The 19,884-nt window shown below is 59.8% G+C and carries 19 protein-coding genes; 15 read left to right on the top strand and 4 right to left on the bottom strand.

From position 1 onward, the window contains the following. Nucleotides 1-77 precede the first annotated feature (77 nt). Both B5D32_RS00915 and B5D32_RS00910 read left to right on the top strand, forming a co-directional pair. Nucleotides 78-1,217 carry a hypothetical protein gene (locus B5D32_RS00915; protein ID WP_078783197.1) on the top strand — a complete coding sequence of 380 codons (1,140 nt, stop codon included), beginning with the start codon at nt 78-80 and terminating at the stop codon, nt 1,215-1,217. 64 nt (nt 1,218-1,281) lie between these two features. Continuing rightward, nucleotides 1,282-2,157: a YitT family protein gene (locus tag B5D32_RS00910; RefSeq protein WP_078783196.1), complete on the top strand. Its 876-nt coding sequence runs from the start codon at nt 1,282-1,284 to the stop codon at nt 2,155-2,157. 355 nt (nt 2,158-2,512) lie between these two features. On the opposite strand, the gene buk is transcribed toward B5D32_RS00910, so the two are convergent. Next, on the bottom strand, nt 2,513-3,580 hold the full coding sequence (buk, locus tag B5D32_RS00905) for a butyrate kinase (RefSeq protein ID WP_078783195.1): 1,068 nt from the start codon (nt 3,578-3,580) through the stop codon (nt 2,513-2,515). A gap of 164 nt (nt 3,581-3,744) precedes the next feature. Beyond that, nucleotides 3,745-4,653: a phosphate butyryltransferase gene (ptb, locus tag B5D32_RS00900; RefSeq protein WP_078783194.1), complete on the bottom strand. Its 909-nt coding sequence runs from the start codon at nt 4,651-4,653 to the stop codon at nt 3,745-3,747. Nucleotides 4,654-5,083: 430 nt separating this feature from the next. On the opposite strand from ptb, the gene coaD reads away from it, so the two are divergent. From coaD to acrA, 7 genes are all read left to right on the top strand, one after another. Then, nucleotides 5,084-5,575, top strand: coding sequence for a pantetheine-phosphate adenylyltransferase (coaD, locus tag B5D32_RS00895; protein ID WP_078783193.1), 492 nt, complete (start codon nt 5,084-5,086; stop codon nt 5,573-5,575). Between the two features lie 89 nt (nt 5,576-5,664). Then, complete coding sequence (locus B5D32_RS00890; protein WP_078783192.1) at nt 5,665-6,879, top strand: thiolase family protein; 1,215 nt, start codon at nt 5,665-5,667, stop codon at nt 6,877-6,879. Nucleotides 6,880-6,908: 29 nt separating this feature from the next. Further along, complete coding sequence (locus B5D32_RS00885; protein WP_078783191.1) at nt 6,909-7,694, top strand: enoyl-CoA hydratase-related protein; 786 nt, start codon at nt 6,909-6,911, stop codon at nt 7,692-7,694. Between the two features lie 92 nt (nt 7,695-7,786). Continuing rightward, complete coding sequence (locus tag B5D32_RS00880) at nt 7,787-8,659, top strand: 3-hydroxyacyl-CoA dehydrogenase family protein (RefSeq protein WP_078783190.1); 873 nt, start codon at nt 7,787-7,789, stop codon at nt 8,657-8,659. A gap of 98 nt (nt 8,660-8,757) precedes the next feature. Then, nucleotides 8,758-9,927: an acyl-CoA dehydrogenase family protein gene (locus tag B5D32_RS00875; RefSeq protein ID WP_078783189.1), complete on the top strand. Its 1,170-nt coding sequence runs from the start codon at nt 8,758-8,760 to the stop codon at nt 9,925-9,927. Between the two features lie 14 nt (nt 9,928-9,941). Next, complete coding sequence (gene acrB, locus B5D32_RS00870) at nt 9,942-10,727, top strand: acryloyl-CoA reductase electron transfer subunit gamma (protein WP_078783188.1); 786 nt, start codon at nt 9,942-9,944, stop codon at nt 10,725-10,727. Nucleotides 10,728-10,744: 17 nt separating this feature from the next. After that, nucleotides 10,745-11,845 (top strand): acryloyl-CoA reductase electron transfer subunit beta, encoded by a 1,101-nt coding sequence (gene acrA, locus B5D32_RS00865; RefSeq protein WP_078783187.1) that lies wholly within the window; start codon nt 10,745-10,747, stop codon nt 11,843-11,845. 65 nt (nt 11,846-11,910) lie between these two features. Here acrA and B5D32_RS00860 read toward each other — a convergent pair whose 3' ends face one another. Together B5D32_RS00860 and B5D32_RS00855 are read right to left on the bottom strand one after the other, a co-directional pair. Further along, a complete protein-coding gene (locus tag B5D32_RS00860; protein WP_078783186.1) occupies nt 11,911-12,588 on the bottom strand; it encodes a hypothetical protein in 678 nt (225 codons plus the stop codon). Continuing rightward, nucleotides 12,585-13,139 (bottom strand): 5-formyltetrahydrofolate cyclo-ligase, encoded by a 555-nt coding sequence (locus B5D32_RS00855; RefSeq protein WP_159446950.1) that lies wholly within the window; start codon nt 13,137-13,139, stop codon nt 12,585-12,587. The genes B5D32_RS00860 and B5D32_RS00855 overlap by 4 nt, the downstream gene beginning before the upstream one ends. A gap of 188 nt (nt 13,140-13,327) precedes the next feature. On the opposite strand from B5D32_RS00855, the gene rfbC reads away from it, so the two are divergent. From rfbC to B5D32_RS00825, 6 genes are read left to right on the top strand one after another with little or no spacing between them, the layout of a single operon-like run. After that, nucleotides 13,328-13,894, top strand: coding sequence for a dTDP-4-dehydrorhamnose 3,5-epimerase (rfbC, locus tag B5D32_RS00850; RefSeq protein ID WP_078783184.1), 567 nt, complete (start codon nt 13,328-13,330; stop codon nt 13,892-13,894). Between the two features lie 9 nt (nt 13,895-13,903). Then, a complete protein-coding gene (locus B5D32_RS00845) occupies nt 13,904-14,701 on the top strand; it encodes an ABC transporter permease (RefSeq protein WP_078783183.1) in 798 nt (265 codons plus the stop codon). 12 nt (nt 14,702-14,713) lie between these two features. Beyond that, nucleotides 14,714-15,490, top strand: a complete 777-nt coding sequence (locus B5D32_RS00840; protein WP_078783182.1) for an ABC transporter ATP-binding protein — start codon at nt 14,714-14,716, stop codon at nt 15,488-15,490. Between the two features lie 3 nt (nt 15,491-15,493). After that, nucleotides 15,494-17,362, top strand: a complete 1,869-nt coding sequence (locus B5D32_RS00835) for a glycosyltransferase family 2 protein (RefSeq protein WP_078783181.1) — start codon at nt 15,494-15,496, stop codon at nt 17,360-17,362. Continuing rightward, a complete protein-coding gene (locus B5D32_RS00830; protein ID WP_078783180.1) occupies nt 17,362-17,886 on the top strand; it encodes a transposase in 525 nt (174 codons plus the stop codon). The genes B5D32_RS00835 and B5D32_RS00830 overlap by 1 nt, the downstream gene beginning before the upstream one ends. After that, nucleotides 17,876-19,714, top strand: coding sequence for a glycosyltransferase family 2 protein (locus tag B5D32_RS00825; protein ID WP_078783179.1), 1,839 nt, complete (start codon nt 17,876-17,878; stop codon nt 19,712-19,714). Before B5D32_RS00830 ends, B5D32_RS00825 begins: the two co-directional genes overlap by 11 nt. The last annotated feature ends 170 nt before the right edge of the window (nt 19,715-19,884 follow it).

Here is a 19,884-nt window from a genome sequence, read left to right as displayed (position 1 = left end):
CGGCAAAAATGCGGTATAATAGCATTTATGCTGCGGCGTTGTGCCGCAAAGCCAATCATAAAGGGGAGAACCAATTCATGCGTTCCATTAAAACCAAACTGTTCAGCCTTGCTATGGCTGTTTCCATGGTGCTGGCGCTGGCTGGCTGTGCCATGTCCGCGCCGTCCACCGTCGGCTCCATCGGCGGGGTCGAGATCCCGGCAGGCATCTATCTGCTGGCCCAGTACAACTCCTACAACACCGCCTCCGGTGTTGCGGAGCTGGCCACCGGCGAGACCGCGTCCGACGTCAAGGCCGTGCTGAAGGCCACCTGCACCGGTACGATCAACGGCGAGGATGTCACCGCCGTCGGCAGTGACTACGTTGCCCAGCTGACGACCCGCGCCATTGAGTACTATGCTGCCGTGGAAAAGCAGTTTGCCGAGCAGAACGGCGTGCTGGACGACACTGCCACCGCCGAGGCCGCCAAGACTGCGGACAGCCTGTGGAGCTCCAACGGTGACCTGTACACCGCCAACGGTATCAGCAAGTCCAGCGTGGAGGCCTACCTGCTCAACGCCCAGAAGGCCAAAGTCCTGCTGAAGATGACTTACGGTCCCGACGGCACAAGCCCCGTGACTGACGCCGAGTACACCGACTACATCAACAACGACTGCTACTACATCGAGGCCGTCCAGTTCCCTCTGGTCAACTACTCCACCTACTCGATGGCAGATGACGACCAGAAGGCCGCCATCATGGCCACGGCAGAGAGCTGCATGGCCGAGCTGAACGAGACTGCCACTGCCGAGACTGCGTCCAGCAGCGCCCTGTACACCGCCGCCATGACCTACGTGCCCGAGGCAATGGCCGCCATGGGCAGCACGATGGACGCCAGCCAGGCCGTCTACTACGCCGCATCCCAGCTGTACACGCCCAGCGATCTGAGCAGCTACGGCAGCGACGAGTACAACAACCTGACCGACCCGCTGGATGCCGCCGGTATGAACCACTGGACGACCATCGACCTGGGCACGACGGTTCTCGTCGCCCGCAAGATCGACCCGTTCAAGACCTACACCGTCGAGGATCTGGACAGCATGTACGACCTGCTGACCAGCATGAAATCTGACGCCATCCAGGATGAGCTCTACGCCGCCGGTGCCGCGCTGGATCACAACCTGAACAGCGCCGCCATGAACACCTACAGCGCATCCAAGATCAAAAAGAACGTCTGAACCTGAAAATTCAGCCGGGAGCAGCATTGTTTGCTCCCGGCTTTTTTGTTGAGGAGGGTCCCCCATGACGAAAAACAAATACACAAACCTGCTTTTGCAGACCCTGGGCTGCTTCATCTCCGCCGCCGGTATCTACAGCTTTGCCGTGGCCGCCGAGGTCCCGGTCACCGGCGTTGCGGGCATCTGCGCCATCTTATACCGCCTGTTCGGCATCCCCATGGGCCTGAGCAATGTGCTCATCAACATCCCCATCATCCTCTGCACCTATAAATTGCTCGGCAGATCGTTCTTTATTCGCAGTGTCTACTGCATGGTGCTCTTTGCAATCTTTACGGACTATCTGCTGCCGCTGATGCCGGTCTACCAGGGGGACCGCCTGTTGGCGACGATTTGCGGCGGCGTGGTCGGCGGTATCGGCGATGCACTGATCTACATGAACAACTCGAGCACCGGCGGCCTTGACTTCATCACCATGGGCATCAAGGCACGGCATCCGCACCTGCCGTTCGGCAACATCACGTTTGCGGCGGCGCTGGCAGTCATCCTGCTCAACGGTGCGGTGTTCCAGGATGTCGATTCCATTATTTACGGTATCATGTTTAATTTTATCGTGTCTGCTGTCATCAACAAGATGATGTTCGGCTTCTCGTCCTCGATGCTGGCCATGATCGTAACCGATGACGGCAAGGCCGCCTGCGCGGAAATTGACCGCGTGGCGGACCGCGGCTCGACGATTTTGCAGGGTCACGGGGGCTACGGTGGCCAGCCGAAGGACGTCGTGCTCTGCGCCTGCTCCAACAAGCAGCTCTACGAGATCGAGCACGCCGTGCAGGCCATCGACCCCGGCTGCTTCATCATCATGCTGCAATCCAACGAGGTCCACGGCGAGGGCTTCCGGCAGTTGGAGTTGGGGAAGAGCGAGAGCTCGGAGAGCAAATAAACAACATATTACCGCTGGTTTCAGCAGCTCTATGACACATAGGCTGCCGAAACCGGCGGATTTTCTTTATACTGGGGACAAGACGAAAAGAAGAGCCTGCCGGATGTGTCGCTGCGGCGGGCTGTAGGGAAGGGTCTTGACCCCTCCGCGGGGCGTCGAGGACGCCGACCACTGCCGGTTTGCCGCGCGGTAGGGGCCGCACATGTGCGGCCCGCCACATCCCCATAAAACGCCCGCCGACGGGGCACCACCGGGCCGGGCATGCCCGGCCCCTACCACAGCACTATAGCATACAAAAGCACCGCCGTTGACGGTTTGGCTCGTCAGCGGCGGTGCGGTTTATTTTATGTTGGAATCAGTAATTCTTAGCCTCTTCCTCGCCGGTCATGACGCGGAGAGCGCCCTGGCAGAGGGCAAGCAGCTCGTCCTCGCCGGGGTAGGTGGTGACAGGGGCGATCCAGCCGAGGTACTCGGTCAGGGTCTTGGCGGTGAAGGGGTTGTAGGCAATGCCGCCGGTCAGGATGATCTGGTCGACCTTGCCGTGCAGGACAGCGGCCATAGCGCCGGCGTCCTTGGCGATCTGGTAGAAGAATGCTTCCCAGACCTGCTTTGCCAGCGCGTTGCCGGACTCGGCCATCTTGCCGACCTCACGGGCATCGTTCGTGTGCAGATAGCCGTTGAAGCCGCCGTTGCCGCAGATCTTCTTATAAACTTCCTTCTGGGTGTACTTACCGCTGAAGCACATCTTGACGAGGTCGCCGACGGGCACGGTGCCGCTGCGCTCGGGGCTGAAGCAGCCCTCGCCGTCGAGGATGTTGTTGACATCCACGACCTTGCCGTGGTCATGCGCACCGACGGAGACACCGCCGCCCATGTGGATGACGATAAGGTTCAGATCCTCGTAACGCTTGCCGTTCTCCTTGGCAAAGTGGCGGGCGACGGCCTTCTGGTTCAGCGCGTGGAAAATGGAGCGGCGCGGCAGCTCCGGCATACCGGAAATGCGGGCCTTATCGGTCAGCTCGTCAACAACGACGGGGTCAACGATGTAGCTGGGCACGCCCAGGAAATCGCCGATCTCGCGGGCCAGAATGCCGCCCAGGTTGGAGGCGTGCTGGCCCTGCACACCGGCCTTCAGGTCAGCCAGCAGGGCATCGCTGACGGCGTAGGTGCCGCCGGGGATGGGCTTGAGCAGGCCGCCGCGGCCCACGATGACGTTCAGGGTCTTGGGGTCGCAGTTTTTCTCCTTCAGGAAGTCCAGAATGATCTCCTTGCGGAAGTCCTTCTGGTCGATGACGCTGGCGTACTTGGCGATCTCCTCGGTGGGGTGGCGCAGCGTTTCTTCAAACAGCAGGGTCTCGTCCTCGAACACGCCGACCTTGGTGGAGGTGGAGCCGGGGTTGATGACCAGGGTTTTGATGGACATTGGTAACGTCTCCTTTTAAAATTCTTTGGCTTCCCCCTTGGGGGAAGTTGATGAGGGGCGGCCTCTCCATGATTGCACGCAAACGGGCAGCCACAGCAGGTACAGCCCTCATCCGGCCTCGCTAAGCTCGGCCACCTTCCCCCGATGGGGAAGGCTTTTTACAATTACTGATTCAGCCCCGCTGCGACCACAGCAGCCAGTGCGATGGAGTTGACCTTCGTCTGGAAGGAATCGGAGCGGCTCGTCAGGATAGCGGGAACCTTGGTACCGGTCAGGATGCAGCCGTTCTTGCAGTCGGCAGTGTGGACCAGCGTCTTGTAGACGAGGTTGCCGGCCTGAATGTCGGGGAACAGCAGGATGTCCGCATGGCCTGCAGCCGGGCGGTCCTGGGCACCCTTGTGGTGGGCAGCCTCGGGATCAATGGCAATGTCCATCGAAAGGGGACCGTCAACGACACAACCGGTGATCTTGCCCTCGGCGTTCATCTTGCGCAGCTCGTCGGCATCGACAGTGCAGGGCATCTTCGGGTTGACGACCTCAACGGCGGCCAGCGGCGCGACCTTGGGGCACTCGACGCCGCAGGCATGGGCAACGGCGACGGTGTTCTCGATGATATGTACCTTATCCTCCAGCGTCGGGTAGGTCATAAAGGCGACGTCGGTCAGGAACAGCAGCTGCTCAATGCCCTTGACCTCAAACACAGCCACATGAGACAGCGTATTGCCGGTGCGCAGACCGACTTCCTTGTCCAGCACGCTCTTGAGGAAGGTCTTGGTGTCCAGCAGGCCCTTCATGTACATGTTGGCCACACCGTCGTGGGCCAGCTTGACGGCCTTGAGGGAGGCCTGCACCTTGTCAGGCTCGTTGATGATCTCATAGTCGGAGAGGTCGATGTTCAGCTCGGCTGCGATCTTGCGGATGGCAGCCTCATCGCCGACCAGAATGGCGTCGGCAATGCCCTGCTTGTGGGCGGCGTCGACAGCCTCCAGAACAGCGTCATCCTCGGCGGCGGCCACGGCCAGCTTCTGCTTGCCGCAGGTCTTTACTTTCGCGATCAGGTCCTCAAAATTCATTTTACAGCACCTCGTTTTGCTTCTTTCCAAAGGCGGGGCCGCTCTCAAAAAAGCCCCGTATGTTAAAATAATAACACGTTATGCGCCGTGGGTCAAGAGGGGGAAGGGGAGCGCGGCATCAAAAAATATTTTTCGCCTTTTTTTCGCCTTTTCTGTGTCTGCCTATATTTAAATAGGTAGGAAATCCTCCTTTTTGCGAAATCCTGACCGAATTTTAATAAATTCGTCATTGACAAAACCTTAACAAGATGGTAAAACTATAGTAGCGGTTCGGGAAACACCGGCCCGCAGCGGCACCTTGCCGCCGTATTTCTGACCCAATGGAGAAGCCCCAAAGAGCCAGCGTCGGCGTCGGTGCCTTGCTTTACCCCTTATGTTGTTTATTTTTTAACAACTAAGGCGCAAATCCAACCGGAAAGGTTCACCACCCATGCCCACCATCGCCATGTATCCCGGCAGCTTCGACCCCGTCACGAACGGGCATCTCGATATTATCAAGCGCTCCAGCCGTATGTTTGACAAGGTGATCGTCGCGGTGCTGGTCAACAGCGCCAAGACCCCGCTTTTTACGGTAGAGGAGCGCGTTGCCATGCTGCGGGAGTCCTGCAAGAACATCCCGAATGTCGAGATCGACTCCTTCAACGGGCTGACGGTCACCTTCGCCAAGCAGAAGGGCGCTACCGTCATGGTGCGCGGTCTGCGCGCGGTCACGGATTTCGAAAATGAAATTCAGCTGGCCCACACGAACTTCGCCATGATGCCCGAGATCGAGACGGTGTTCCTGGCCACGGCCATCAAGTGGAGTTATCTTTCCTCCACCATCGTGCGGGAGGCCGCCCACTACGGGCAGGATGTCTCCCGCTTTGTGCCCCGCAACGTTGAGCGTGCGCTCATTGCCAAGCGCGAGGCAGGGGAGCTGTAAAACCGCATTCAAGCCGCGTCTTCCGTCGGCCTGAAAATAAATTGTTACTCAATAGTCCATCCAAAGAGAGAATTTTTAGGAGGCTACTTATGAAAAAGATCGTCATCGCCAGCGCCTGCCGTACTGCCATTGGCAAGTTCGGCGGCACCCTCGCCAATGTCCCCGCCGCTGAGCTGGGCTCCATCGTCATCAAGGAGGCTCTGAACCGCGCCAACGTCAAGCCGGAGCAGGTCGACCATGTCTACATGGGCTGCGTCATCCAGGCCGGTCTGGGCCAGAACGTCGCTCGTCAGGCTTCCCTGAAGGCCGGCCTGCCCATCGAGACCCCCGCCGTCACCGTCAACGTCGTCTGCGGCTCCGGTCTGAACTGCGTCAACATGGCTGCCCAGATGATCGAGGCCGGCGATGCCGACATCGTCGTTGCAGGCGGCATGGAGAACATGGACATGGCTCCGTTCGCCATGATGAAGGGCCGCTACGGCTACCGCATGGGCTCCCCCATGGGCAAGAGCGAGCTGGTCGACACGATGGTCAACGACGCTCTGTGGGATGCCACCGGCTTCAACATGCACATGGGCATGACCGCCGAGAACGTCTGCACCAACGAGACCTACCAGAAGAAGTACGGCTACAACCCCATCAGCCGTGAGCAGCTGGACGAGTTTGCTTTCCATTCTCAGGAGAAGGCCGCTAAGGCTATTGCCGACGGCGCTTTCAAGGACGAGATCGTTCCCGTTGTCATCAAGGGCAAGAAGGGCGACACCGTGTTTGATACCGACGAAGGCCCCCGCATGAGCTCCATGGAGGTTCTGGGCAAGCTGAAGCCCTGCTTCAAGAAGGACGGCATCGTCACCGCCGCCAACTCCTCCGCCATCAACGACGGCGCTGCTGCTCTGGTCGTCATGAGCGAGGAGAAGGCCAAGGAGCTGGGCGTTGAGCCTCTGGCCACCTGGGTTGCCGGTGCTCTGGCCGGTGTTGAGCCCGAGGTCATGGGTCTGGGCCCCATCGCCGCCACCAAGAAGGTCATGGCCAAGACCGGCCTGACCGTGGACGACATGGATCTGATCGAGGCCAACGAGGCTTTTGCCGCTCAGTCTGTTGCCGTCGGCGAGGCTCTGCACTTCGACCAGAGCAAGCTGAACGTCAACGGCGGCGCTATTGCGCTGGGCCATCCCGTCGGCGCTTCCGGTGCCCGTATCCTCGTCACCCTGCTGTACGCCATGAAGCATCGTGGTGCGCATAAGGGTCTGGCTACCCTGTGCATCGGCGGCGGCATGGGCTGCGCCACCATCGTTGAAATGTAAACTCTGTTAAAAACCGGAGGTTTTATCCTATGTCCTTTGTTACTACTGAACTGCAGGGCGCTGTGGCAGTCGTTACCATCGACCGTCCCAAGGCACTCAACGCCCTGAACCCGGAGGTTCTGGCGGATCTGAAGGCTGCCTTTGAAGCCATCGATCAGAACACCGTCCGCTGCGTCGTCCTGACCGGTGCCGGTGACAAGAGCTTCGTGGCCGGTGCCGACATTGGCTCTATGTCCACGATGACCAAGGCCGAGGGCGAGGCTTTCGGCAAGCTGGGCAACGACGTTTTCCTGATGATCGAGAGCTTCCCGCTGCCCGTCATCGCTGCTGTCAACGGCTTCGCGCTGGGCGGCGGCAATGAGCTGGCCATGAGCTGCGACATCCGCCTCTGCTCCGACAATGCCGTCTTTGGTCAGCCGGAAGTGGGCTTAGGCATCACGCCGGGCTTCGGCGGCACCCAGCGTCTGGCACGCCTTGTCGGCATGGGCATGGCCAAGCAGCTCGTATACTCTGCCCTGAACATCAAGGCAGACGAGGCCCTGCGCATTGGTCTGGTCAACGCCGTCTACACGCAGGAGGAGCTGATGCCCGCTGCGCTGAAGCTGGCCGGCAAGATCGCCAAGAATGCTCCCATTGCGGTCCGCAACTGCAAGAAGGCCATCAACGACGGCATCAGTCTGCCCATTGAGAAGGCCGTTGAGGTCGAGGAAAAGCTGTTCGGCGGCTGCTTCGAGACCCACGACCAGGTCGAGGGCATGGGCTGCTTCCTGAGCCGCGAGAAACCGAAACCGAAGCCGGTTTTCACGAACAACTAATTTTAGATAAATCTTAAAATCGTGCGCAGCGCGCACACCGATTTTATTATCTCTTATCTCTTATCTTTTATCTTATATTGGAGGTACTTACTATGAAGGTAGGCGTTATTGGCGCTGGCACTATGGGCCAGGGCATTGCAAAGGCATTTGCACAGGTTGAGGGCTTCACCGTCGCTCTGTGCGACATCAAGCAGGAGTGGGCCGATGGCGGCAAGAACAAGATCGCTGCCGGTTATGCCAAGCTCGTTGCCAAGGGCAAGCTGGACCAGGCTGAGGTTGACCGCCGCATGGCTGCCATCACCGCTGGCCTGAAAGAGGATCTGTGCGCTGACTGCGACCTGATTGTCGAGGCTGCTTTCGAGGATATGAAGGTCAAGCAGACTACCTTTGGCGAGCTGGATAAGATCTGCAAGCCCGAGTGCGTTTTCGCTTCCAACACTTCCTCTCTGTCCATCACCGAGATCGGCAAGGGTCTGAGCCGTCCTCTGGTCGGCATGCACTTCTTCAACCCCGCTGACCGCATGAAGCTCATCGAGGTCATCGCCGGTGTGAACACTCCCGCCGAGACCGTCGAGACCATCAAGAAGATCAGCACCGAGATCGGCAAGAGCCCGGTCCAGGTCAACGAGGCTGCCGGCTTCGTCGTCAACCGCATCCTGATCCCGATGATCAATGAAGCTGCCTTCATCAAGATGGAGGGCGTTTCTGACATCGCAGGTATCGACACCGCTATGAAGCTGGGTGCCAACCACCCGATGGGCCCCCTGGAGCTGGGCGACTTTGTTGGTCTGGACATCTGCCTGGCCATCATGGACGTTCTGTACAAGGAGACCGGCGACAGCAAGTACCGCGCCTGCCCGCTGATCCGCAAGATGGTCCGCGGCGGCAACCTGGGCTGCAAGACCGGCAAGGGCTTCTACGTTTACAACGCAGACCGCACCAAGACCCCTGTCGACGCCCTGTAATTCAGTAACTTACGCGCCTGGCGCGGCCAAAACCGTGCCGGGCCGCGTTTGTTTGGTCGGGCAGTATAGCCCGGCCCCAGTATATGGAGGTTTTATCAATGGATTTTACTCTGTCTAAACAGCAGCAAATGGTCCAGAAGATGTACAAGGAGTTTGCTGAAAACGAAGTCAAGCCCCTCGCCAAGAAGGTCGACGCGGAGGAGTACTTCCCCAAGGAGACCGTCGAGAAGATGGCTAAGCTGGGCATGATGGGCATCTACTTCCCGAAGTCCGTCGGCGGTGCAGGCGGCGACGTCCTGTCCTACGTCATGGCTGTCGAGGAGCTGTCCAAGGTCTGCGGCACCACCGGTGTTATCCTGTCCGCCCACACCTCTCTGTGCGCAGCTCCCATCTATGAGAACGGCACCCCCGAGCAGAAGGCCAAGTACCTGCCCAAGCTGTGCAGCGGCGAGTGGGTCGGCGCGTTCGGCCTGACCGAGCCCGGTGCCGGTACCGACGCTCAGGGCCAGCAGACCTTCGCCGTTGACGAGGGCGACCACTGGAAGCTGAACGGCTCCAAGATCTTCATCACGAACGCAGGCTTTGCCAATGTGTTCATCATCATTGCCGTCACCGGCTTTGTCACCGACAAGCGTGGCCGCAAGCAGAAGGAGATCAGCGCTTTCATCGTTGAGCGCACCGATCCCGGCTTCAAGGTCGGCAAGCCCGAGGACAAGATGGGCATCCGCGGTTCTTCCACCTGCGAGCTCATCATGGAGGACTGCATCATCCCGAAGGATCGTCTGCTGGGCGTGAAGGGCAAGGGCTTCCAGCTGGCCATGGCTACGCTGGACGGCGGCCGTATCGGCATCGCCTCCCAGGCTCTGGGCATTGCCGAGGGCGCCATCGACGAGACCGTCGCCTATGTCAAGGAGCGCAAGCAGTTTGGCCGCTCCATCGCACAGTTCCAGAACACCCAGTTCGAGCTGGCCGAGATGAAGGCCCGCGTTGACGCCGCCAAGTATCTGGTCTACGCAGCTGCCCAGAAGAAGCAGGCTGCCATGGACGGCCAGAAGGTCCGTTACAGCGTTGAGGCTGCCGAGGCCAAGCTCATTGCCGCCCGCACCGCCAGCGACGTGACCCGCCGCTGCCTGCAGCTGTTCGGCGGTTACGGCTACACCCGCGATTACCCCATCGAGCGCATGATGCGTGATGCCAAGATCACCGAGATCTACGAGGGCACCAGCGAAGTCCAGATGATGGTCATCGGCGGCGCGCTGCTGAAGTAAGGAGGACAGACGTAATGAAAGCAATCGTTTGTGTCAAACAGGTTCCCGATACGCAGGGCAAGGTCGCTGTCAAGGCTGACGGCACCATGGATCGCTCTGCCATGGCTACCATCACCAACCCCGACGACCTGAACGCCGTCGAGGCCGCCCTGCAGCTGAAGGACGAGACCGGCTGCGAGGTCGTCGTCGTCACCATGGGCCCGCCGCCGGCAGAGGGTATGCTGCGTGAGCTGATGGCCCGCGGCGCTGACCGCGGCGTGCTGGTCTCCGGCCGCGAGTTCGGCGGTTCCGATACCTTCGCTACCTCCCAGATCCTGGCCGCTGCCGTCAACAAGATCGGCGTCGGCCCCGAGGACATCGTTTTCTGTGGCCGTCAGGCCATCGACGGTGATACCGCTCAGGTCGGCCCCCAGATCGCCGAGAAGCTGCATCTGCCCCAGGTCACCTATGTCACCGACATTCAGAAGGACGGCAACAGCCTGACCGTCAAGCGTCAGCTCGAGGACGGCTACATGGAGCTGAAGGTCCAGACTCCCTGCCTGCTGACCTGCATCAAGGAGCTGAACACCCCGCGTTACATGAGCGTTTCCGGTATCTTCGAGTGCTACGACAAGCCGCTTGAGGTCTTTGATTACAACGCTCTGAAGGACGATCCGCTCATCGAGACCGACACCATCGGTCTGAAGGGCTCCCCGACGAACGTTTACAAGTCCTTTGCTCCTCCGGTCAAGGGCGCCGGCATGAAGGTCGAGGACGCTGCCCAGCTGGTCGGCATCCTGAACGACAAGCACCTGATTTGAGGAAGGAGAAACGAACAATGGCTGAATTCAATGCAATGGACACCGCCGCCTTCAAGGGCGTGTGGGTATTCTGCGAGCAGCGCGAGGGCGAGATCCAGTCCATCAGCTATCAGCTGCTGAGCGAGGGCCGCAAGCTGGCCAATGACCTGGGCGTTGAGCTGACAGGCGTTGTCATGGGCAGCGGCCTGGCCGAGGCTGACCTCAAGACGCTGGGCGGCTACGGCGCTGACCGCGTTTACAACATCGACAGCCCCCTGCTGAAGGACTACACCACCGATGGCTATGCCAAGGCGCTGTGCGACCTCATCATGGACAAGAAGCCCGAGATCATGCTGATCGGTGCGACCAACCTGGGCCGCGACCTCGGCCCCCGCTGCGCAGCCCGTCTGCACACCGGTCTGACCGCCGACTGCACCCATCTGGACGTCGATGTCGAGAAGTACAAGAACTTCCTGCGCACCACCTCCAACATTGATGTGGACAACACCAAGTTTGAGGAGAACACCAACCTGAAGATGACCCGCCCCGCTTTCGGCGGCCACCTGATGGCTACCATCATCTGCCCGCGCTTCCGCCCGCAGATGTCCACCGTCCGCCCCGGCGTCATGCAGATGCAGGCGTTCGACCAGGCCGGTGCTGACAAGGTCGTCGTCGAGAACGTCGCTCCCGCTCTGACCGCGGACGACATCCATGTTCAGGTGCTCGACATCAAGAAGAGCGCCGAGAAGCTCGTTGACCTTATCGGTGCCGACGTTGTCGTCGCCGTGGGCCGCGGCATCTCCGCTGACCCCGAGAAGGGCATCAAGCTGGCCGAGGAGCTGGCTGAGGCTCTGGGCGGTGTTGTCGGTGCTTCCCGCGCCGTCACCGATGAGGGCTGGCTGTCTGCCGACCATCAGGTCGGTCAGACCGGCAAGACCGTGCATCCCCGCATCTACGTTGCGCTGGGCATCTCCGGTGCCATCCAGCACGTTGCCGGTATGCAGGATTCCGAGAACATCATCGCCATCAACAAGAACGAGAACGCCCCCATCTTCGATGTTGCCACCTACGGCATCGTCGGCGATCTGTACAAGGTCGTTCCCGAGCTCATCAAGGAGATCAAGGCCGCCAAGGCTTGATTCCGCCTGTAATCAACAAGAGCCGTGCCCCGCAAAGGGCACGGCTCTTTGTTTTTTTGTATCGCTTAGTCTGCCACAGCCGGGGCGGACAGCAGCTCCGGCGGCAGGTCGCTCTCGTCCTCATTGACGAGGGAATCATCGACAACAAAGGTCGCATCAAAGGCCTTTGCGGCAGCATCCGCCACCAGATCGGCATCGACCAGCTCACTGTCTGCCATGACATACAGCAGCTTATCATCAAAGCTGACCACGCGGGCCTTATCTGCCTCCACGCAGACCCACTTGCGCATACTGATGTTTTCCTCCATCGAATCGGCGATCTCGCGGGCATCGGCCTTGTCCTTGAGGCGCAGCAGCACCAGGCTGTACGCCTGGCTTCCGGTCATCGGCTCGCTGACTACTGCGGCATCCACCTTGTCCACATTGTCCGCGGTCAGCCCCGCCAGATAGCCGTACCAGCTCTCGTCGGTCAGGTCGATGGCCACCGTCTCCATGCCCATCAGGTCAACCGGCTGGACGTCATAAATAGCATCCACCATCTCGCTCAGCTCCGCGTCCGGCTGCGGCTCGGCGGTCTCACCGGTATCCTCGTCGTCAACGCTGAACTCCGGGTCCAGCTCCGCGCCTTCCTCGGGTCTTGTGGCAGGCTGGTTCGCAAGATCGTTGCTGTCATCCTTTTGACTGCCGCAGGCAGACAGGAACAGGGCGGTCAGCAGGGCTGTTGCAAAAAGCAGCTTTTTCATCGTAAAATTCCTTTCTCGGTCATAATATTCTCGGGCGCAAAGCGTGCGTCCCAGTCGTCGCAGGGCAGCTCGTCCAGCAGCAGGGCCTCGGGGCAGAGCAGCAGCCCCATTCCCTTATAGTATGCCAGAAATCGGTCATAATACCCGCCGCCGCGCCCCAGCCGGACCCCGTCGCGGCTGGCGGCCAGGCAGGGGACAAGGGCCAGCGCCGCGGCATATCCCGCCGGGTCGGCGGCGGGCAGGTCGGCGGGCGGTTCCTGAATGCCAAACGCCCCGGGCCGCAGCAGGCGCAATGCCGGTATCTCCACCCAGTCCATCTCGGTTTTGCTCCGCACACGGGGCAGCAGCAGGCGCTTGCCGTCGGCCAGCGCGCGTCTTAGTATTTCCGCCGTGTCCGGCTCATCCGGCATGGCCGCAAAGGCCAGCACTGCCCCGGCACGCTGCCATTGCGGCAGGCTGAACAGCGCCTGCGCCATGCCGCGGCCCACAGCCGCCATGTCCAGTTCCGTGCGCCGGGCCTTGGCCCATGCGCGGGCTTCGCGTTTTGTCATTCTGCACACCACCTTCCGGGCTATCATACCATATCTGCCCTCCACTTAACAAGACGGAAAAGCCGTCCTGTTGTTACAGCAGCGACAAAATTTTTCCGCCATCTTGCCCGGCGCAGTGAAATAGAGTATAATATATCCTGTATCGCTATGTATTAGACTAATGAAATATAAAAAGGAGATTCCAAACCATGAGCAAGTTCAATTTCATCAAGACCGATATTCCTGACGTGCAGATCATCGAGCCGACTGTTTTTGGCGATGACCGCGGCTATTTTATGGAGACCTACCAGATCGACGAGTTTGCCGCAGCGGGCATCGACAAACCCTTCGTGCAGGATAACCAGAGCCGCTCCACCAAGGGTGTGCTGCGCGGCCTGCACTTTCAGACCAAGCACACCCAGGGCAAGCTCGTCCGCGTGACCCTGGGCGAGGTGTTCGACGTCGCCGTCGACTGCCGCCCCAACAGCAAGACCTTCGGCAAGTGGGTGGGCGCAACGCTGTCCGCCGACAACAAGAAGATGCTCTGGATCCCCGAGGGCTTCGCCCACGGCTTTGTCGTGCTGTCCGATGTGGCCGAGTTCTGCTACAAGTGCACCGACGTCTACGACCCCACCGCCGAGGGCGGCATTCCCTACGATGACCCGACGGTCAATGTGCAGTGGCCCGACTGCGGCTGCGAGCACAAGACCAGCGCCAAGGACAAGGAGCACACCCCGTTTGCCGCCCAGAAGTTCGAATATTTTGAGAAATATTGAGGGTAAACCGTGCAGAAACTGAAAGACACCTTCGCAGGCTTCTGGAAATACCGTTACCTGCTGCAAAACCTGATTTCCCGTGATTTCAAGCTGAAATACCGCCGCAGCGTGCTGGGCGTGGCGTGGAGCGTGCTGAACCCGCTGCTGACCTGTCTGGTCATGTGGGCCGTGTTCGGTGCGCTGTTCAACCAGCGCGGTCAGGGCATCGAGGACTTCCCTCTGTTCCTTATCATCGGCCAGCTGATGTTCAACTTCTTCCGTGAGAGCACAACCATGGCCATGGAGAGCGTGCTGAAGAACGGCCCGCTGCTGCGCAAGGTCTATATTCCCAAATACATCTTCCCGTTGGAAAAGTGCTGCTTTGCGCTCGTCAACTTCTTTTTCAGTCTCGTGGCGCTGTTTATCGTCGCGCTGCTGACCTGGTCGCACATCTCGATCGGGACTGTACTGCTGGCCATTTATCCCCTTGTAATGCTGTTTATTTTCAGTCTGGGCATCGGGCTGATTTTGTCCACGCTCTACGTTTTTGTGCGTGACATCATGCATATCTGGGAGGTCTTTTGCACACTGCTTGTCTACGGCAGCGCCATCTTCTACGACCCGCGCCAGATGGAAAGCTGGATGCAGTACGTCATCAACCTGAACCCCATCTACTGGTACATCACCGCCGTGCGTTCCTGCGTCATGTGGGGCGAGGGGCTGACCCCCAACATGGTGCTGATCCCGTTCCTCTGCGCCGCGCTGAGCCTGGGCCTCGGCATCTGGGTGTTCAAAAAGAATCAGGACAAGTTCGTCCTGTACATGTAAGGGGGCATCGAAATGGCAGAGCAGAAACCCATCATCTCCATCGACCATGTTTCGATGCGCTTCAACCTCTCCAAGGAAAAGCACGAAAGCCTGAAAGAGTACTTCGTCGCGCTGCTGCACGGCGGTGTGCGGTTTGACGAGTTCTTCGCGCTGGACGATGTATCGTTTGATATTATGCCCGGCGATTTCTACGGCCTCATCGGCCTGAACGGCAGCGGCAAGTCTACGCTGCTGAAAGTGATTTCCGGCGTCTACAAGCCCAGCGCCGGCAAGGTCACGGTCAACGGTACGATTGCGCCGCTGATCGAATTGGGCGCAGGCTTTGACATGGACCTGACCGCACGGGAAAACATTTATTTAAACGGCACCGTGCTGGGCTACACGCCCAAGTACATCGACTCAAAGTTCGACGACATCGTCGAATTCAGCGAATTGCAGGATTTTCTCGACGTGCCGCTGAAAAACTACTCCTCCGGCATGGTCGCACGTCTGGCGTTCGCCGTGGCAACGATAACGAAGCCCGACATCCTGATTGCCGACGAGATCCTGTCCGTCGGTGACTTCCTGTTTCAGGAGAAGTGTGAAAAGCGCATGGCCGAGCTGCTGTCCGGCGGCACGACGGTCATTCTGGTCAGCCACTCCATTGACCAGATCGAGCGTATGTGCAACAAGGTAGCCTGGCTCGACCACGGCCATCTGCGCCGCATCGGCGCGACGAAGGAAATTACCGCCGAGTACCGAAGGTTCGAGAAAAAGGACGCCATGCCGGCCAAAGTCACCGAGGAATAAGCTATGTCCGAGAACACGAAACCGAACAACGAGCGCCCTGCCGACCTGGCCGTACAGGACAGCGTCGGCGGCATGGCGCGGCGGCTTTTGAACCCCGCCCACCTGCGGGACCTCGCGGGGCGCAGCGTCAAGACCCTGCGGGAGCAGGGGGCCGAGCAGCTCTGGCGCGATGTGAAATTCCGCGTCGGGCTGGCGATGCACCACGACGACTGGCGGCACCGCGCCGACATTCCGCTGCGCCGGGAGCTGAAGGCCCAGCGCGCCGCGCACCTGCAGGGGCCGAAGATCAGCATCATCGTGCCGCTGTACAACACGCCCGCCAAGCTGTTTGACGAGATGCTGCAAAGCGTCGTCAGGCAGACCTACACAAACTGGGAATTGGTGCTGGTGGACGCATCCGACGCCGACAAGCGGCTGGAGCGCCGTCTGCCCAAGGCTGTGCCCGGCACGATTGTGTATGAGCCGATTGAAAACGGCGGCATTGCCCTCAACACGACCCGCGGATTTGCGCTGGCGCACGGCGAGTACATCACGCTGCTGGACCACGACGACGTGCTCTACCCGAACGCGTTGTTCGAGGTAGTGCAGACGATACAAAACACCGGAGCGGATTTTGTCTATAGTGACGAAATCGTTCTCTCCGCCGATTTGAAGGAGCTGGGCGGCTACCACTTCAAGCCCGACTTTGCGCCTGACTACCTGCGCGGGGTCAACTTTATCACGCATCTGGCGGTATTCAGCCGTACGCTGCTGGACGCGGCGGGCGCGTATGAGTCGAAGGAGTTTGACGGTGCGCAGGACCATGATTTGATCCTGCGCCTGACAGAAAAAGCACAGCGCATCGAGCATATCAAGAAGGTGCTCTACATCTGGCGTGCCGCGGCCGGCTCCACCGCTGCGGGCATGGAGGCCAAGCCCTACGCCGTCGCGGCGGGGGAGCGCGCCATCGACGCGCAGCTCAAGCGTCTCGGTCTGCCGGGCCACGCCATGGCCGTGCCCGACGCGCCCGGCGCATTTCAGGTGCGGTACGAGCTGACCGGCCACCCGAAAATCAGCGTACTGATCCCCAGTAAAGACCACATTGACGACCTGGACCGCTGCCTGACGAGCCTGTACAAAAACGCGGGCTACGACAATTTTGAGGTCATCGTCATCGAGAACAACTCCACCGACCCGGCAACGTTTGCCTATTACGAAACACTGCCCAGCCGCTTTGCCGACTGCCGCGTCGTCTACTACAAGGGCGCGTTCAACTTCTCGGCCATCAACAACTTTGGCGCGACGTTTGCCGAGGGCGAGCACCTGCTGCTGCTCAACAACGACATTGAGGTGTTGTCGTCCGACTTCCTGCGCGAGCTGCTCAGCTACAGCCAGCGGCCCGACGTAGGCGCGGTGGGCGCGAAGCTCTACTACCCCGATGACACGATCCAGCACGCGGGCGTGCTGATGGGCATCAACGGCAGCGCGGGCCACAGCCACAAGAGCTACCCCCGCACCGCCGTAGGTGACATGTACCGCTTGGTCACGACGCAGAATTATATGGCCGTGACGGGTGCCTGCCTGATGACAAAAGCATCGCTCTACCGCGCATTTGGCGGGCTGGACGAGGAAAAGTTTGCCGTCGCCTACAACGATGTGGATTATTGCTTAAAGCTGTGGCAGAAGGGGCTGTTGAACGTTTACACCCCGCGCGCCGAGGCCTATCACTATGAGAGCAAGAGCCGCGGTCTGGACACCTTAAGCGAGAACGCCAAGCGGTATGAGCGCGAAAAGGCGAATTTCTACGCGAAATATCAGCAGTATATCGACAATTACGACCCTTATTACAACCCCCATTTCAACAATCTGTTTGAGAATTTCGGGTTGAAGTGATGGAGCCGAAGCGAAAAATCAACCGCCTGACGGAGTATGATTACGCCCAAAGCGGCGCGTATTTCATCACAATCTGCACGCATGGACGGCAGAAGATTTTGTGGGATAGCAATACGTTCACGGAAGTCGAGGATGTAGGGGCGAGCATTGCTCGCCCGCAGCACCCGCCCGCCTTATCCGAAGCGGGAAAAATCGTAGAGCAGTGTATTTTTGAAATTCCGACCCATTATCCGCACATTTCGGTAGAGAAATATGCGGTCATGCCGAACCACGTTCATTTGTTGCTGCTAGTCCAAAACGGGCAGGGCGGGCGACCAATGGTCGCCCCTACAGTCTCTACCGTTATACAGCAGTTTAAAGGTGTAGTTTCCAAACGGCTTTCCCACCCTATCTGGCAAAAATCCTTCCATGACCATATTGTGCGCACGGAGCAAGGGTACTCGCAAATTTGGCAATACATCGATACCAACCCCCAACTTTGGCACAAAGACTGCTTTTATGAGGAGCCATCCCATGAGCCTTGAAACGAAACGCATCAAAGAACTGTTCGGCTATGCGCGGACGCTGACGAAAGAACAGGGCGTCGGCGTCATGGCCGGGCGGGCCGTCGGCTTTTTTAAGCGGCGGTTCTTCGGCAAAAAAGCGCGGTATCTGCCGTCGAAGCAAACGCTGGAGGCCCAGCGTGCCGACGCAGCCGCCCGCGCCGACGGCTGGCCGACCATCAGCATTCTGACGCCGCTGTACAACACACCGCCGCAGTTTTTGCAGCAATTCCTGGACAGCGTGCAGGCCCAGACCGCGCCGAACTGGCAGCTGGTTCTGGTGGACGCCAGCGACGGTGCCCACCCCGACGTGGGCGAGACCGTCCGCGCCCGCGCCGCGCAGGACAAGCGCATCGTCTACGCCAAAATCGAGAACAAGGGCATTGCCGCCAATACGAACGAGGCCGCGAAGCTCGCAACGGGTGAGTATCTGGCCCTTGCCGACCACGACGACATGCTCGCGCCTCATGCCGTCTATTGCATGAGCAAAGCGCTGGCCGAGAGCGGCGCGGCGTTTGCCTACAGCGACGAGGCCCTGTTTGAGAAAACGCCCGAGCACCCGCGCGTCGGCCACTTCAAGCCCGACTATGCGCCCGAGTACCTGATGGCCGTCAACTACATCTGCCATCTGGCCGTGTTCAAAAAATCGCTGTTCGACGCCGTCGGCGGTGAGCGCCCGGCCTGCGACGGCGCGCAGGATCACGACTTATTCCTGCGTCTCATCGACGAAATGCAGCGCCGTGACCCCGCAGCCAAGCCGCTGCACATCCCGCAGGTGCTGTATTACTGGCGCGTGCACGCGGCGTCCACCAGCGGCGGCACGGCGGCCAAGCCCTATGTGGAAAAGGCTGCGCAAAAGGCCGTGGCCGACCATCTGGCCGCCACAGGGCGGCAGGGCAGGGTGGAGCCGGGCAAATTCCCGGGCACCTGCCATGTGGTGTGGGACATTCCCGAGCCGCAGCCGCTCGTGTCAATTTTGATTCCCAACAAGGACCACACCGACGATTTGGAAAAATGCCTGCACAGCATCTACGCCAAAACGACTTACGAGAATTTCGAGGTCATCGTCATTGAGAACAATTCCACCGACCCGGCCACAGCGGCCTACTACAAAAATCTGCCGGAGCGGTATGACCGCGCGCGGGTCGTGACTTACAAGGGCGGCTTCAACTTCAGCCGCATCAACAATTTTGGCCGCAGGTACGCGGCGGGCAAGTACCTGCTGTTGCTCAACAATGACGTCGAGGTCATCAACGGCGACTGGCTCACCCAGATGGTGGGCGAGTGCAGCCAGCCCGGCGTCGGCCTCTGCGGGGCAATGCTCTACTATCCAGACGACACGATCCAGCACGCCGGCATCATCACGGGGCTGGGCGGCTACGCCGGGCACAGCCACAAGTACCACAAGCGCGGCGGCAGCGGGTATATGTTCCGGCTGGCCACGGTGCAGGATTTCTCCGCCGTGACAGCGGCCTGCCTGCTGGTGCGCACCGCCGTTTACGACGAGCTGCACGGCCTGGATGAGGAGTTCACGGTTGCCTACAACGATGTGGACTTCTGCCTGCGTGTGCGCGACGCGGGCTGGCGCATTGTCTGGACGCCCTACGCCGAGCTCTACCACTACGAAAGCAAGTCCCGCGGCTCCGATGAGAACGATCCCGCCAAAAAAGCACGCTTTGACGCCGAGCATGAACGTCTCTACGCCGTGCACGGGCGGGAGAATATTCTGCACGACCCCTATTACAGCCCGTCGCTGTCGCTGGATTATGAGGATTTCCGCGAGAGCGGGGATTTGCGGAATCTGAAATGAGTTGATTGCCTTCCCCCGTCGGGGAAGGTGCCCGAGGCCCCGACCGAGGGCGGATGAGGGGCGGGTTTGCCCTATTGCCCGTCAGTGGGAAATTCCCGGTAAGTTTGCCCCTCATCAGTCAGCGGGCGGGGCCGCTGACAGCTTCCCCAGAGGGGGAAGCCATACTGACA

The sequence above is a fragment of the Gemmiger formicilis genome, from assembly GCF_900167555.1.
GTDB lineage: Bacteria > Bacillota > Clostridia > Oscillospirales > Ruminococcaceae > Gemmiger > Gemmiger formicilis.
The sequence above is the reverse complement of the archived record's forward strand: the minus strand, read 5'-3'. Positions and strand labels throughout refer to the sequence as shown.